The 14817-nt window shown below is 71.4% G+C and carries 13 protein-coding genes; 6 read left to right on the forward strand and 7 right to left on the reverse strand.

Going from position 1 to position 14817, the window contains the following annotated elements:
- Window positions 1–94: 94 nt before the first annotated feature.
- The 3 genes from VK501_RS16150 to VK501_RS16160 are packed head-to-tail and all read right to left on the reverse strand — an operon-like array spanning window position 95 to window position 3402.
- Window positions 95–844 carry a hypothetical protein gene (locus VK501_RS16150; protein WP_324339066.1) on the reverse strand — a complete coding sequence of 250 codons (750 nt, stop codon included), beginning with the start codon at window positions 842–844 and terminating at the stop codon, window positions 95–97.
- On the reverse strand, window positions 841–2349 hold the full coding sequence (locus VK501_RS16155; protein WP_324339068.1) for an MlaD family protein: 1509 nt from the start codon (window positions 2347–2349) through the stop codon (window positions 841–843). Before VK501_RS16155 ends, VK501_RS16150 begins: the two co-directional genes overlap by 4 nt.
- Complete coding sequence (locus tag VK501_RS16160; RefSeq protein ID WP_324339070.1) at window positions 2350–3402, reverse strand: hypothetical protein; 1053 nt, start codon at window positions 3400–3402, stop codon at window positions 2350–2352. It lies immediately after the preceding gene.
- Between the two features lie 158 nt (window positions 3403–3560).
- Here VK501_RS16160 and VK501_RS16165 point away from each other — a divergent pair, with 158 nt between their 5' ends.
- The 3 genes from VK501_RS16165 to VK501_RS16175 all read left to right on the forward strand — a co-directional run bounded on the left by VK501_RS16165 (window position 3561) and on the right by VK501_RS16175 (window position 8081).
- Window positions 3561–5339: a hypothetical protein gene (locus tag VK501_RS16165; protein ID WP_324339072.1), complete on the forward strand. Its 1779-nt coding sequence runs from the start codon at window positions 3561–3563 to the stop codon at window positions 5337–5339.
- A 175-nt stretch (window positions 5340–5514) separates the two neighbouring features.
- Window positions 5515–6624, forward strand: coding sequence for a hypothetical protein (locus VK501_RS16170; protein WP_324339073.1), 1110 nt, complete (start codon window positions 5515–5517; stop codon window positions 6622–6624).
- 2 nt (window positions 6625–6626) lie between these two features.
- Window positions 6627–8081, forward strand: coding sequence for a S8 family serine peptidase (locus VK501_RS16175; protein WP_324339075.1), 1455 nt, complete (start codon window positions 6627–6629; stop codon window positions 8079–8081).
- Here the strand turns inward: VK501_RS16175 and VK501_RS16180 are convergent.
- The gene (locus tag VK501_RS16180) at window positions 8062–8949 is read right to left on the reverse strand and encodes a helix-turn-helix transcriptional regulator (protein WP_324339077.1); all 888 of its coding nucleotides are present in this window, start codon (window positions 8947–8949) and stop codon (window positions 8062–8064) included. The genes VK501_RS16175 and VK501_RS16180 overlap by 20 nt on opposite strands.
- A 247-nt stretch (window positions 8950–9196) precedes the next feature.
- On the opposite strand from VK501_RS16180, the gene VK501_RS16185 reads away from it, so the two are divergent.
- Window positions 9197–9823: a matrixin family metalloprotease gene (locus VK501_RS16185; protein ID WP_324339079.1), complete on the forward strand. Its 627-nt coding sequence runs from the start codon at window positions 9197–9199 to the stop codon at window positions 9821–9823.
- A 93-nt stretch (window positions 9824–9916) separates the two neighbouring features.
- The gene (locus VK501_RS16190; protein WP_324339081.1) at window positions 9917–11245 is read left to right on the forward strand and encodes a hypothetical protein; all 1329 of its coding nucleotides are present in this window, start codon (window positions 9917–9919) and stop codon (window positions 11243–11245) included.
- Here VK501_RS16190 and trxB read toward each other — a convergent pair whose 3' ends face one another.
- The 3 genes from trxB to VK501_RS16205 form a co-directional block, all read right to left on the reverse strand.
- Window positions 11246–12259 carry a thioredoxin-disulfide reductase gene (gene trxB, locus VK501_RS16195; RefSeq protein WP_324339083.1) on the reverse strand — a complete coding sequence of 338 codons (1014 nt, stop codon included), beginning with the start codon at window positions 12257–12259 and terminating at the stop codon, window positions 11246–11248. It lies immediately after the preceding gene.
- A 78-nt stretch (window positions 12260–12337) separates the two neighbouring features.
- On the reverse strand, window positions 12338–13522 hold the full coding sequence (locus VK501_RS16200) for a lysylphosphatidylglycerol synthase transmembrane domain-containing protein (RefSeq protein WP_324339085.1): 1185 nt from the start codon (window positions 13520–13522) through the stop codon (window positions 12338–12340).
- Window positions 13519–14451 carry a phosphatase PAP2 family protein gene (locus tag VK501_RS16205; protein WP_324339087.1) on the reverse strand — a complete coding sequence of 311 codons (933 nt, stop codon included), beginning with the start codon at window positions 14449–14451 and terminating at the stop codon, window positions 13519–13521. Before VK501_RS16205 ends, VK501_RS16200 begins: the two co-directional genes overlap by 4 nt.
- Before the next feature lie 79 nt (window positions 14452–14530).
- Between VK501_RS16205 and VK501_RS16210 the strand changes: the two genes are divergently transcribed.
- On the forward strand, window positions 14531–14817 hold a 287-nt coding region (locus VK501_RS16210; protein ID WP_414641187.1), incomplete at its 3' end, for a protein kinase domain-containing protein.

The raw sequence follows: 14817 nt of genomic DNA on the forward strand, positions 1-14817 counted from the left end.
TCCTTCTACGCGAGAACCGGCGCGGAGTTTCGGTCCTCGCGCATTAAGCAATGTTTCGCCGCGGGCGTCGCAGTCCCTTCGCTCTCTGCCGGGATCAGTCGTTGTTGGTGGCCTTCAGCAGGCAGTTGATGATCGCCGAGGACGAGCCCGACGATCCGTCGCTGTAGTCGAACTCGCCCAGGAACGGCCAGCCCGGCTTGGCGCAGGACGTCGGCGCCTCGATGAACGGCACGCCCTTGCGGCCGATCCCGCCGACGCTCACCGAGAAGCCCGTGATCGACGCGTACTGGTCGCCGACGATCTGGATCTTCTCGACCGGCACGTCGAGCACCCAACCGTAACGGCCCGTGCTCTTCTTCAGCGTGCCCTCCAGCAGCACCGTCACGGTGCCCAGCGCGTTGGCGTAGATGAAGAGCTTGCGACCGGACTTGGTCGCCGGGCCGTTGAACACCTTGAGCGTCGCCGGGATCACGGTCTCCAGCGCGTTGACCACCGCCGTGCCGGTGCCCAGCACCGACGTCGACGGGCACTGCGACGGGTGGTGCTCGTCGAGGACCTGCTTGGCGCACGTGGCGAACGCGTCGGGGTGCACCTTCGCGCCGCGCGTGAAGGAGAAGCGCATGTGGCTGATCGGCGCCGGCACCGAGCCGTCGCTCATCCCCAGCTCGGCCCCGATCGACAGGTTCACGATCCACGGCTTGCCGCCCGCCTGCTGGCGGACGAGCTCGGCGCCGATGTCCAGGCGCTGGGTGTGGTCGGCCGCCAGCGCGGCCGGCGCCCCGAGCGCGGCGAGGGCCGTGGCGGCGGCGCAGGCCACGACGAGGCGGCGGGTCAGGCGGGTCATGGAGCTCCTCTGGGGGTCTGGGACAGGGCGGCGACCTGGGGGAACGCGGAGCCCGGGGTCTTCTGCAGCAGGCAGGGCGGGGCGATCGGCTGGTCGTCGTTGAGCACGAAGTGGCGGATGCGGTCCATCAGCTCGGCGGGCAGCTTGGCGTCGGCGTCGGCCGGCCCCAGCTTCGGGAACGTCAGCGGCTGGGAGCAATGGCGGTCGTCGAAGACCGTGTAGGGCTGGGCGGCGCCGAACCGCGCGGCGCCCGAGTCATAGGGGTTGGACCGGTTGTCGGGCTGGCGGCGCGGATAGAGCGCGAGGCCGTCGGGCTGCAGGGCCATCCCCGCGCGGAGGTAGTGCACGCCCTCGCCCTGGCTGCCGTAGCCGGCGGCGACCGGCTGGGTCAGCGCGGCCAGGTTGGCCACCAGCGTGTTGAGCGTGTCGGCGTTGGGTCCGATGTAGGCCAGCGCCGGCTGCAGCTGGCCCAGGAACGGCACGAACTGCGCCAGCAGCGGGCGCGCCTCGTCGACAAACGTCCGCGCGGCGGGCAGGCCGCGCTCGCCCGCGGCGTTGAGGGCCGGCACGCGCTGGACCAGCCCGTTGAGCTCCTTCGCGGTGCCGGGCAGCTCGACCGCCGCGGCGCTGAAGTCGCGGAAGCCGGGACGCAGCGCCGTCAGCACGGGATCGGTGTCGAGCCGGAAGCGGTCGGCCCGCTCCAGCAGCCGGCGCGACTCGTCCTCGAAGGTGGGCAGCGCGCGGAACGTCGCGGCGATCGCGTCGCCGCGACGGGCGAGCACGTCGGTCACCCGCTCGCCGTTGACGATCAGGCCGCGCAGCGCACCGTCGCGTTCGCTCAGGGCGTCGAAGACGGTGCCCGTGCTGCGCACCGCCGCGCGCACCGCCCGCGTCTGGCGGTTGAGCGTGGCGAGCACCTCGGTGAGGTCCTGCTCGAACGCGGGGAGCGCGCCGAGCGCCTGGTTGACGTCGGCGCCGCGGCCGCTGAACGACGCGCCCTGCTCCTGCACCCAGGTCCCGAACGCCCGCCGCGTGGCGGGGTCGAACGCCCGCAGCACCTCGTCGATCTTCACCGACGCGGCGACGTTGGCGCCCGGCAACCGCCCGCCGTCGGGGATCGCGGGCGTCGCGGGCGTGCCCGGCGTCAGCTCGAGGTACTCCTCTCCGGCCAGCGACTTCATCCGGACGATCGCCCGGACGTCGCCGTGCAGCGGCGCGTACTCGGGATCGATCTCCAGCAGCGCGTCCTTGCGGTTCGGGTCGGCCGCCGAGGCGTTGCGCGGGGAGCTGACCACGCGCCCGACCGTGACGCCCGAGATCCGGACGTCGGCCTGCGTGGAGAGCAGGTCGGCCTGCGGCAGCGCGACCGTGACCCGGTAGCCCTTGGGCTTGAGCGGCGCGTCGCCGCCGAACGCGTTCCAGAGGAACAGGAACAGGCCGAAGCAGGTGAGGGAGAACGCGACGACGACCAGGATCCTGGTCGCGTTCAGGGGCGGTGGGCGCACCTACGGACCGGCGGGCGCGGCCGGCGCGGGGTCGGGCGGCGTGGGTTCCGGGGCCGGCAGCGGCGCGGCGGGCTCGGGCGGCGCCGGCGGCGGGCCGGGCATCGCGTCGCCGGCCAGGACGTCGGCGACCATGCTCAGCACCTTGGTCCGCACCGGGAACGCCCGCCGGGCGCAGCCGTCGGCGGCCGTCGGGTCCGTGCAGGCGTGCATGAGCCCGAAGGTGCTGCGCTGCGGCGTGGACGGGGTGTCGAAGATCCGCAGGACGCCGAAGCGCACGCGGCCGTCGGCCATCACCGACGGGCTGACCGTGAACCGCCCGGAGAACGCCACGGGCAGCGGCGGGTCGGCGCCCGTGGTCGTCGCGACCGCGGTCTCGGGCGTGAGCGTCCCCGAGCACGGGACCGCCTTGGTGCGGATCGTCGTCCGCAGGCTGATCGTGCCGTTGACCTCGCCCGAGAACGGGTTGACGGTCCCGAACCGCGCCCCGGCCGCGGTGAGCGAGATCCCCGTCGCGCTCAGCGAGGCCAGCGAGGTGCAGGTCGACCCCTCGGGCGTGGCCATGGGGAAGCCCGTGCCGACCAGCGATACCCCGCCGCCGATGTGCGTCTCGACGGTGCCCAGCGTCGCGTAGCCGCTGGTGTCGGCGCCGTAGTCCCACTGGTAGGTGAGCGCGCCGTCGAGGTTCGTGACGGCGGGCGTCGGGGCCGGCGCGGTGCCGGGAAGCGGCCACGGCGTGGCGCTGGGATCCCACGCGAGCGAGACGGCGTCGTCGCCCGGCCCGCCCTCGTACGGGCGCCGCAGCCGGAGGGTGAACGGGAGCACCGAGGAGGCTGCTTGGGCGCGGCGGATGAAGCTCGACTTGAGGGTGATGGTTGGCTGCTTGGCCGCCTGCGCGCGCAGCGAGCGGCGCTCGCGCTCGCGCTGCTTGGCGGCAGCGGAGGCCGGCTTGGCGCTCGCCCCCGCCGCCGCGGGCACGACGAGGATGCCGGCGACCAGCGAGGTCGCAGCCAGCAGCGCCAGCAGGGGCTGGCGAGAAGGTCTCGGTCCGGGCACGTCGCGCATCCCTGCGTTCCGTTGCGCGGCACCCGTCTCCACGCGGGTACCAGCGGTGGGGTGCGCGACTGTAACCGCAGTTTGCCCCGGATTTCCAGGGCATCCGTCGCGCCCATCGCCCGGTTCCTGCATTCCTGAACCGGATTTCACCCTTTGGGATGACGAAGATCAGCCTTCGGGTGGATGCCCCGGGTGACGGGCCCCCTCTACGGTCGCCCCTCGTGCTGCGGGAGTCCGGCTCCAGGGAGGAACCGGGAGAGCAGCACGAGAGGCGCAGGGGAAGGTCAAATCATCAAGGAGGAGGACTGGTGTCCCTTAGAAGTAGCCTTTGGCGCTACCTCGGGCTCCTCGCGGTTGCCGCTCTGGCGGTCGGCGTTCTTGCCGGCCCGGCGTCCGCGAAGAAGCTCTCAGCGAAGCAGCGTGCCGCTGTCCGCACGCAGCTCAAGAAGGAAATCAAGAAGAACCCGGCGGTCATCAACCGGAAGTCGTTCGTCAAGCGCGCGTCGCTGGTGAACTTCAAGCTGCCGGTCACGATCGCCCTCCGTGGTGGCAAGACCGCCGCCAACCCGAACTCGGCCCTGGTCGACCTCGGCGCGTCGCTCGGTCAGCGTGAGATCAACCTCGGCGGCTCGCTGTCGGCGGAGCTCACGTTCCACGACTCCTACGACGGTGGTGCGCTGGGCAACGTGGATCTCGCGATCCTGCCCTCCGCGAACCACTCCCTGGATTCGACCTCGATCCCGCTGCTCTGGAACACGCAGGTGTCCAGCCCGGGCTCGCGGTTCGATTACAACTCCCTGGTCGGGGCCGGCGTTCCCGCGGCCGCGATGCCGGGTGGGTCCGGTTGTGGGAACTTCACCAGCGCGACGACCAGCACGCTGGGTCCCGACCACCTCGACTTCGGCGAGGGCATCCTGAACGCGGGCGCCGGTCTCCCGGGTTACCCGTTCTTCGGCGCACAGCCGTTGACGCCGACCCAGACGCCGGACAGCTACCTCCCGATCCGTCCGGGCGTTGACTCCATCGACAAGGTCGTCGCCGGCAAGGCCGCGGGCAACGATCTGAACGTCGGCGGCAACCCGAACCCGTTCCCGTACACGGCGCAGTCCACGCCCGGCGGCTTCACGCAGCCCCCGAGCACGCAGGACACCGTCCTGCGCACCAACGCGCTGAAGCTCGGCGTCGCGGCGGTCGGCACCGAGATCAAGCAGGACAACAACACCGACGGCGTCAGCGGTTCGCAGAACATCGTCATCGGCAAGTCCGGTGGCCAGGCCAACCTGTTCGGGAACATCCCGGGCAAGGGCTTCGGCATCGACGTGACCGTCTCCCTGAAGACCCGGATCAACTCGATCCTGCGTGTGGTCGATCAGGACTCGTTCGGCACGCCGCTGGTCACCGGCAACCGGTACCCCGCCGGCATCTTCAACTGCCGTCAGATCTGGACCGGAGGGATTGACAACTACATTCCCTCGATCCGGCTTGCCGGCAACCTGAAGATCGCCCCGGGCATCACGTCCAGCGGCAAGCTCCGCATCGCGAAGGCGACGGTTTCGTCGCTGCCCGGCTCGGAGGCCCGCTTCGCGGTCGCCGCCTGCCTGGCCCCGTACTCGGGCTTCGACGCTGAGCAGCTGGCATCGGACACCGCGGCGTCGGCGATTCCGTCGCCGATCGCGGCTCCGCCGTTCGTCCCCGACAGCGCTCTGCCTGCCAACACGCAGGCGCAGCGTGCCGCCCCGGGTGCGAGCTGCAACGACGCGCCGAGCGCCCTGGTGCGCGACAGCGCACTGACGCCCGACAGCGTCAGCCAGCTCGCCCCGGCGGTTCCGGCGGACGGCTACACGGTGACCAACAGCGGCTCGTCCGTCTCGGTCGCCGCTGACCTGAACGTCCAGAACATCTCGCTCGACATCCTCGTCGGCGACGTGACCCCCTAGGCGCTCAGCCAGCACCGCAGTTCCGAAGCAGCGGATGGATCGGGCCCCGGTCGAGAGACCGGGGCCCGCCCCGCCGGCAGGGTCGAAATTCTCCGGGAGAGAGAGCGAACGGATGTTCACGCAGCACCACGACACGACGTCGTCGCACCGCCAGGGTTGCCGAATCCTTCTGCGCATGGCCGCGATCACCGGCCTCGCCTTCACCGTGGTCGCCGGCAGCGTCAGCGCCGCGCCCACCAGCCTCAAGGCCTCCTCGTCGGCCCCCGCCGCCTCGATCGCCGCCACCACCTGCGTGGCGCAGATCCAGAAGGGCAGCAAGCTCGTCGACGTCTACGAGAACTACTACAAGTACGCCTACAAGAAGATCAAGGGCACCAAGAAGTACCGCAAGGTCATCGTCAAGGCCCGGCGCAAGCTGAAGACCAGCTGCACGCGGCAGTGCGTCCGGACGAAGACCAAGAAGGAGAAGCGGTACCACTACAAGACGGTCACGGTCAAGGGCAAGAAGAAGAAGGTCCGGACCGGCAAGGCCTTCTACGTCACGGTCCGCCAGCCGGTCTACAAGACGGTCAAGAAGACCGTGACGGTCAAGAAGGGCAACAAGCTGGTCAAGACCAAGAAGAAGGTCCGGGTCTACGTCTTCGAGAAATGCAAGATCTCGAACTCGAGCTCGGCGGGCACGCCGGTCAAGGTCACGCTGCTGGCCAACTCCGTGGCCAACCTCGACTTCGGCGCCTTCCAGCGCGTCGCCCCGATCACGGGCACGCTGACCGGCTTCATCCCCGGCGGCTACAAGCTCAACCAGGACAACCAGATCAGTTTGACGCGCGGCAACCTGCTGCTCGGCCAGACCAACGTCTTCATCGACGACGACTGCCACGGCGGTCAGGTGTCGGCAGCCATCCGGACGGGGACGCCGACCAACGTCAACCTCGACCCCACGCGCCAGAGCATCAGCACGGTGCAGACGTCGGGCACGGTGACGGCGACCGCGTACACGAAGATCCAGCTGCCACTGGAGCTGCGCAACGACGACGACGGCTGCGACCAGCCGTACATCACGACGGGCTACACCGAGTTCACCCAGACGTTCTTCCTCAAGGGGAAGATCGTGAAGGGGCTCGGCCTGGCAAAGCTCAACCTGGTCTCGGCGCCCGATCCGCTGGACGTGCAGGCCTGCCTGTCACCGGGCTCGCCGACGTCGCCGTGCAACAACACCGCGCTGGTCATCCCGCTGCCGATCATCGTGAGCACCAACCTCATGGTGAACGTGGCCATCGGGTAGCGATGGGCCGCGCCGCGATCGCGCTGACGGTCGCGGCCGCCCTCACCGCCTCTGCGTGCCCCACGCTCGCGGAGGCGGCCGGGTGGTCCATGACCGTCCCGACCGCCGGCTACTGCGTTCCGGCGCCCGACGACGGCAACTACGTCCCGCGCGTCGTCGGCGCGCTCGGCGTCGGTGCGGTGGCGACCCGGCCGATCGCGATCCTCGACACCGGCGTCGACCCGTCGGTGCCCCAGCTCGCCGGCCGCGTCGGCCAGGGCTACGACGCGCTCACCGGCGCACCGGTCTCCGACGATCCCAGCGGGCACGGGACCGAGGTCGCCGGCCTCGCGGCGGCTTCCGGGCCGGGGGTGCTCGGCGTCGCGCCGGCCAGCCCGATCCTGCCGATCCGGATCTTCGACGCCAACCGCGCCTCGAGCGCCGGCGGCGTCGCCAAGGGCATCGCGCTCGCGGTCGCCAGGGGCGCCGGCGTGATCGTCGTCGGCGGCTCTGGGCCGCTGGCCGGCGCGAGCGAGGACGATGTCGCCATGGTGGCCCACGCCGTCGACGCGGCGTTCGCCAAGGGCGTCCTCGTCGTCGCCGCCATGGGCGACGACACGGCGGTCAACACGCCGACGATCCCCGCCGCACTGCCCCACGTGCTGGTCGCCGGCGCGGCGACCGCGACGCCGTCGCGATCGGCGGCGGTCAACACGGGGCCGTGGCTCGACCTCCTGGTCCCGGCCGAGGGCATCGAGGGGCCGCTGCCCTCCGCCCTCTGCGTCCACGGGTTCGGCTTCTCGACCGGCTCGTCCTTCGCGGCGCCCTCGCTCGGCGCGGCCGCGGCGCTGGTGACGGCGCGGCGCCCGGGCCTGACCGTCCAGCAGTACTTCGAGCTGATCCGTCGCGCGGGCACCGACATCGGCCAGATCGGCCGCGATGACGACAGCGGCTACGGCATCCTGAACGTCGCCACCGCGCTGTCGGCCGCGCCGCAGCCCAAGGAGACCAGCCCGGAGGTCGACGACGATCCCTTCTGGGTGCGCGGACCGTACGCCAAGGCGCACCCGTCGCTGCTGACCAAGACGAAGCTGCGCTTCAAGGCCAACGGCAGCGTCAGCCCGGCCAAGGACCCGTCCGACGTCTATCGCGTCCAGCTGACCAAGCGCGAACGGATGGTCGTCACGGTCGCCGCGGCCGATCCGACGGCGCTGCTGGAGCTGGCGATCCTCGGTCCCCGCGCGGGGGACTTCGACGTCTCGGAGGGCCTCGACGAGAACCGCCTGGTGGCGACGGGCGGCCTGTCCAACGACCCGCAGCTGGAGATCACCGCGAGCGCCACCGGGACCTACTACATCGCCGTCGAGTCAGCCGAAGCCGTCGACGCCGACGATCCCACGGCCGTGGCCGCCGACCTGGAGCCCTACCAGGTCAGCGCCTACAAGCAGCACCGGACCGTCAAGAAGAAAAAGAAGTAGCCGCGGCGGCGCTGGGCCGCCGGCCGGTCGCCAGGAAGAGGCTCACGGCCTCGGTCCGGTTGGCGGCGCCCAGCTTGCGCAGGATGTGGCGCACGTGCGACTTGACCGTCGCCTGGGAGATGACGAGCGACTCGCCGATCGACGCGTTGGACGCGCCCTCCGCCATGAGGTGCAGCACCTCCTGCTCGCGCGCGGTGAGCGTGCCGAGGCGGCCGCCCGTGCCCAGGAGCTCGCCCTCGAGCTCGGCGCCGCCGAGGCGCCCGTCGTTGAGCAGCGGCTCGGCCTCGCCGTCCGCGCCGCCGAGCGCCCGGCGCTGGCCGCGATGCGTGATGTCGTCCATCGCCCAGCCGACGCCCGTGGCGAAGGTCCAGAGCAGCTCGCGGTCGAGCTCGTCGAGGAGCCGGCCGGTGCCGTACGCGTCGGCGTGCAGGAGCGCCACGGTATGGCCGTCGCGCACGATCGGGGCGACGACGTAGGTCTCGGTCCGCGCGACGTGCGTGAGCGGGCGGAACAGCCCCGTGGCCGACTGCGCCTCGCGGACGAGCACGGGCATCTGGCGCACCACGGCCTCGTGCTCGGGCGCGCAGCGATCCAGCCGCGGGCGCACCGCGCGGGCCAGCCGCGCGAAGTCGGCGGCCATGATCGGATCGCCCTCGAAGCTGACGCTGGCGAAGCTGACGCGGTCACCCCGGATGTGCGAGAGCATCGCCCGCTCGAAGCCGACGGCCTTGCAGGCCTCGCGCGGCGCCGCGGACACCAGCCGCGCGACCGAGTCGAGGCTCGACAGACGCGTCATCGCGCGCTGGACGCCGCGCAGGCGGCGCGCCGCCTCGGCAACGGGACCCAGCGGACGGGTGAGCACATCCATGGCTGACAAGTAGACCCCTCTCCTCCCTAAGACGGAGGCGATCGTACCCCCAGATCGGGTGGAAAAGCAAGATGCCAAAATCTGGCGCGTCGAACGCGCCTGTGCCGCATGGCGTACCGGGATCCCAGTGGACGAACGTCCGCGCGCGGACCGGTCCGGAATATGGCCAAACCGGCCACAACCGCCTCATCCGAACGGCTGAGGCGCCGATGAACCGGAGCGGGGCACGGATGCCCCGGACCTCGCCATGGACGGCTCTCCCCTCTCATCGCCGCGGCGCGCCGCGCGCCTCCTCGTCGCCGCGGGCCTCGCGCTGCTGGCCGTCGCCGGCGGCGCCGGGACCGCCCTGGCCGAGGACGGCCCCCTCGTCGCCCCCGCCACGCGCTGGCCGGCCGGCGGCGCCGCGCTGCGAACGGCGACCGGCCTCGCGACCGAGCGCTGGGGCTTCGCGCCGTGCGGCGGCCGCGTGACGTTGACCTGGGGTGCCCTCAGCGCCGGGATCAACGCGGAGGCCTCGTGGACCAACGACGTCGATCCCTACCTCCAGCCGTCGCGCAACGGCGACTGCGCCGTGACGCTCGCCAGCGGCGTCGACTGGGACTGGCCCAAGCTGTGCTCGGTCGTCGTCCACGAGCTCGGCCACCTCGCCGGCCACGACCACGTCGAGGATCCCGACGACATCATGTTCTTCACCTATATGCGGCCGATCCCGGAGTGCGTGAGCGCGCCCGAGCCGGTCGCGGCGGCAGCGCCCGCGGCGCGGAGCGTCGCGATCAAGGCCAGCGCGAAGCCGAAGGTCAAGGCGACGACGAAGGCCAAGGCCAAGGCCAAGGCCAAGCCGAAGGCCCGCACGCACCCGCGCGCCCGGCGCTGAACCCCGTCCTTCCGAGGGGTGGCAATCGGCCATCGACCTCGGATAGGCTCGCGCCCGTCGAGTCGCCTTGTCCCGAGGCGACCAGGGGAGATCATGGGTCATCACGCACGGACGCTCACGGCGATGCTCGCCGTCCTGGCCACGACGCTCGTCGTGTGCTCCACTGCGGCCGCCCACCCGTCGGTGGTGCGCGTCGAGACCAAGAACATGGGCTCGATCGCCAGCGGCGCGTTCGTGACGCGGGTCGCGGTCGACACGCCCGGCGACGTGGTGATCAGCGCCCCCGATCCGAGCGACCCGCTCCTGCTGAAGACCGCGTCGTGCGCGGCCACGAGCCCAGCGGCCGCGCTGGTCCAGGCGCTCGGCGCCGGTCAGGTCGGCTTCACCTACGACGCGGCCTCCAGCGCCTGGAAGGTGACGTCGGTCAAGGGCCTGGCCGCCGTCCCGGCGGCGTGGACCTGGCGGCTGTACGTCGACCAGGCGCCGATGACCGCCGACGAGGCGTGCACGAGCAACGTCCCGATCGGCTCCGAGGTCCTGCTCTACCAGGCGTGCGCGCCGGGCAAGACGGCCGGCTGCTACTGGGACACCCCGCTCTATGCACGGGTCCGCGATGGCGGCCCGTACGACATCGCCGAGCAGACCGTGCCCGGCCGCGGCGCGCCCGTCGTCGTGCGCACGATCGCCAACCTCGGTCCCACGGGCGCCACCGTCACGACCGACGAGGGCCGCACGTCCGTCTCGCAGCCCACCGGCGTGCTCCCCGGCCAGATCGGCACCGCGTTCACCGAGTACGGACCGCACAAGATCATCGTCACCAAGGGCGATGGCTCACGCGCGCCCGCTCGCGTCAACCTCTGCGCGTCGGAGGGCAACGACGGCTTCTGCGGCAGCGTGAAGTACCAGGCGCCGCCCGAGATCAACTACGAGCCGTCTCCGTGCGCGACCAACGGCCACGACGGCTTCTGCGGCACCGCCGACACGACCGGCCCGGTGTCGCACGTCACCAACATCAAGCACAAGCAGAAGTTCAAGAAGAAGAAGGGCCCGGGCCAGGTCAAGGGCACGATCGACCTCGACCCCAACCGGGTCGGCGACGTCAAGCTGCGGCTCACGCGCGTGACCACCTCCCGCGTGCTGATCAAGACCAAGATCAAGACCAAGAAGAAGCGCTACAAGACGGTCAAGCGCTGCACCACGTGGGACAGTCGCACCTTGCGGCTGGAGACTGCCAAGTGCGGAGTCAGGTACGGCATGTGGTTCGAGGCCGACCTGACCGACCTGCGCGACGCCTTCAGCTACAGCTTCGCGATGACCCTGCCGGCGGGCGTCTACAAGCTGGAGGTCGTCGCGACCGACGAGAACAAGTTCAAGGATCTCCCCGTCACCGGCCGCAACGTCCTGACCTTCACCGTGCTCTGATCAGGTCGCCCGCGGCGCCGCCCACTGCGCCTTCGCGAGGTCGCCCACGGGCAGGCCCTCGGGGGTCGGCACCTCGGGCGTGTCGCGCAGGTACCACTCGGCGTCGAGCGCGGCCTGCGTGCCGGAGCCGGCGGCCGTGATCGCCTGGCGGTAGGTGTGGTCGACGAGGTCGCCGGCGGCGAAGACGCCGGGCTTGTTGGTCCGGGTGGAGCGCCCGTCGACCTTGACGTAGCCCTCCTCGTCGGTCTCGATCTGACCGGCGATGATCTCGGACTGCGGCATGTGGCCGATGGCGATGAACGCGCCGCCGATCTCGACGTCCTCGCTCTCGCCCGTCTCGGAGTGCCGTAGGCGCGCGATGCGCTTGAAGGCTCCGTCGCCCTCGAGGAACGCCGTGGGCGCGTACGGGGTCTTGAACTCGATGTTCTCCATGGCGCGGGCGCGCTCGAGCATGATCTTCGACGCGCGGAACTCGTCGCGACGGTGGACGAGGACGACCTTGCGGCCGAACTTGGCCAGGAACATCGCCTCCTCCATCGCGGAGTCGCCGCCGCCCACGACCATGATCACCTGGTCCTTGAAGAACGCCGCGTCACACGTGGCGCAGTAGCTGACGCCGGCGCCGCTGAGCTCCTCCTCGCCGGGCACGCCGAGCTTCTTGTGCTCGGCCCCCATCGCCAGGACGACGGTGCGCGCCCGGTAGACGTCGGAGCCGACGTGGACCGTGTGGACGCCGCCGGGCTCGTCGGAGAGCTCGACCGCCGTGGCCTGGTCGGTGATGAACTTCGAGCCGAACTTCTCCGCCTGGTCGCGGAACTTCGTCATGAGCTCGGGGCCCATGATCCCGTCCGGGAAGCCCGGGTAGTTCTCCACGTCGGTGGTCTGCTGGAGCAGCCCGCCCCACATGAAGCCCTCGATCACCAGCGGGTTGAGGTTCGCGCGGGAGGTGTACAGCGCGGCCGTGTACCCCGCGGGTCCACTTCCGATGATGATCACGTTCTCGACGTCGGCCATGCCGTTGTCCTTCCGATCCTGAGTCACTTTACTTTGTATAGTACCCGCCGCCGGACGTCCGTTACGTGCGGGCAGAGGCTAGCCGTGTGCGGCCTGGACGGCCGCCCTCCGCGCCGCCCGCTCCTCCTTCCAGCGCGCCACCGTGCGTCGCAGCTGGAAGTAGGCGACCGCACCCGGGATCGTCGGCAGATAGAAGGCGAACAGGCGGTAGGTGAGCACGGCCACGACGATCGAGTCCCGCGACTCGCCGCCGAAGGCGACGAACGCGCCGATCATCCCACCGTCGACCCCGCCCACGCCACCGGGCAGCGGCAGCAGGTTGGCGAGCATGCCGACGAAGTAGCCCATGACGATCACGGCCCATGGCGGCGCCTCGCCGAACGCCTTGAACGAGGCCCAGAGGATCGCGATGTTGAAGCCCCAGTAGGCGATCGAGCCGGCCAGCGCCGGGTCGCCGCTGCGCACGTGCTGCACCGAGATCCGGATGCCCGACGAGATCGCGGCCGGCAGGTTGGCCGCCTTCTGGGCGACCTGCGCCCAGCGGCCGTGGCGCTGCGCGTAGCCGTCGAGGCGCTTCTGCAGGTCGGTCGGCGTCAGCGACGCCAGCAGCGCGAGCGCGAACGCCACGATGCCGATGATCGCCGGCAGCAGCGTGATCGCCCAGTCCTGCGAGCCCGGCAGGATCCCGAAGTACAGGCCGAAGCCGCCGATGACCACGGCGGCCATGTACACGCCGTAGGTCAGCACGAGGAAGGCGAGCGTCTGGTCGGCCACCGCGCGCTTGGGCATCCCGGCGCGGCGCAGCGCCCACGCCGTCAGCGCGATCCCGCCCGCGCCGCCGGCGGCGAACACGCGGGTGGCCGCCAGCCCCGCCATGGTGATCTGGTAGCTCTCGAACGCCGTGAGGCGGAAGCCGTCGCGTACGTAGACGCCCTGGAAGAGCAGCACGTAGCCGGCGAACGACAGCGCGGTGAACAGGCCCGCGACGAGCAGCCACAGCGGATCGCCCTCCCGGACCTGCTTCCACGTGTCGCCGAGTCCGGCGAGCTGCGGCAGCACCGCGGTCAGGAAGACGATGCACAGCACCACGAAGAGCCCGCCGAACACGACGGTGCGCCGCGTCATCCTGACGAGCGGCATCTCCTCGTCGTCGTCGATGTCCTCGTCGTCGTGCGGCGGCCGGCCCGCCGGCTCGCGCGCCCGCGGGTCATCACGCTCGGGCCGTGGCAGCTCCGTGCGGGCGGACCGATCCGGTCCGATCACGCGCGAGCCCGCCGTTCCAGCGCCTGCAGCGTGCGCCCGACGGTCCCGACGGCCGGGGCGACGTGCGGCGCGGCGGCGCGGACGCCCTCGGTGAGCGCGGCGCCCGCCAGCAGGTCCACGAGGTAGTGCTCGCCCAGGTAAACGAGGGCGAAGCCCAGGGTGAGGGCGTAGGTCCATCCGATCGCGCCTTCGGCCGGCCCGGCCTCCGCGAGGAGGTGAGCGGCCATCAGCGACGTCGCGAAGTGCAGCGAGGGCATGGCGGCCAAGGGATTGCCTCCCAGGACACTGTAAAGGGGCTCCCAGCCGTCCTTCCAGAACGCCTCGCCGTGCTCGACCATCATCCGGCGCACCGCGACCTCGCCGGTCTCGCCCAGCCGGCCGTGCAGCGACGCGTACCAGGGCGGGGCGGTCGGGACGGCCCAGTAGCCGACGAGGCCGAGGTCGAAGACCGCGTAGGTCAGCACCGCGGTGCGCGGGAACCGCTCCGGGTGCCGGGCCAGGACGTAGGCGACGGTGCCGTGCGGGAACAGGAACCAGAGCCAGTGCGACCAGACGAGGACCTGGTCGCGCTTGCGGATCCGCCCGGGCTTGGCGAACCAGCCCTGCAGCCGCAGGTTGGGGATCGTGCCGAGGCCCAGGATCCGGTCGATCCGCGCCGGGTAGTCGACGCGGACCCGCCGCGCGAGCGCGTCCGGGTCGTCGTTGGGCATCTGGTAGGTCACCGTGTACGCGTACATCTGCATCGCGCACAGCAGCACGTCGCGCTTGCGGGACCGCGGCAGCACGATGCCGAGGGCCAGCGGCACGGCGGCCGCGGCGGCGGTCACGACCGGCGGCGGGATGTGAGCGCGCCGGCGCATGAGCGGAACCGCGACACCGACCGCGACGGCGCCCCACGCGGCGGTGCGGACGGCAGAGGAGAGGCGCACGAGGCGGGCGAGTCTATTGGCCCGGCCGGATCGGACGGTGGCGCGTGATCGCCGAGGCAGTCGATAGCGTCGCGGCTGCGTGAGCCCACTGGACACAGAGCTGCAGGCCGGGGACGTCTTCGCCGGGCACCGCATCGTCGGCGTGGCCGGTCGCGGCGGGATGGGCGTCGTCTACCGCGCCGAGCAGCTCGATCTCGAGCGCCCCGTCGCCCTGAAGCTGATCGCCACGCCGCTCGCGCGCGACGAGGACTTCCGCGAGCGCTTCGTCCGCGAGTCGCGCGCGGCGGCCGCGATCGACCACCCCAACGTGATCCCGGTCTACAGCGCCGGCGAGGACGACGGCCGCCTCTACCTGGCGATGCGCTT

Source organism: Baekduia sp., assembly GCF_035318805.1.
In the GTDB taxonomy this organism is placed as follows: domain Bacteria; phylum Actinomycetota; class Thermoleophilia; order Solirubrobacterales; family Solirubrobacteraceae; genus Baekduia.

Bases quoted from the DNA above. Each gene is read 5' to 3' on its own strand.
- VK501_RS16150 (WP_324339066.1), bottom strand. From the start codon at position 844: ATGACCCGCCTGACCCGCCGCCTCGTCGTGGCCTGCGCCGCCGCCACG.
- VK501_RS16165 (WP_324339072.1), top strand. From the start codon at position 3,561: ATGACGAAGATCAGCCTTCGGGTGGATGCCCCGGGTGACGGGCCCCCT.
- VK501_RS16170 (WP_324339073.1), top strand. From the start codon at position 5,515: ATGGCCGCGATCACCGGCCTCGCCTTCACCGTGGTCGCCGGCAGCGTC.
- VK501_RS16175 (WP_324339075.1), top strand. From the start codon at position 6,627: ATGGGCCGCGCCGCGATCGCGCTGACGGTCGCGGCCGCCCTCACCGCC.
- VK501_RS16180 (WP_324339077.1), bottom strand. From the start codon at position 8,949: ATGGATGTGCTCACCCGTCCGCTGGGTCCCGTTGCCGAGGCGGCGCGC.
- VK501_RS16185 (WP_324339079.1), top strand. From the start codon at position 9,197: ATGGACGGCTCTCCCCTCTCATCGCCGCGGCGCGCCGCGCGCCTCCTC.
- VK501_RS16190 (WP_324339081.1), top strand. From the start codon at position 9,917: ATGGGTCATCACGCACGGACGCTCACGGCGATGCTCGCCGTCCTGGCC.
- trxB (WP_324339083.1), bottom strand. From the start codon at position 12,259: ATGGCCGACGTCGAGAACGTGATCATCATCGGAAGTGGACCCGCGGGG.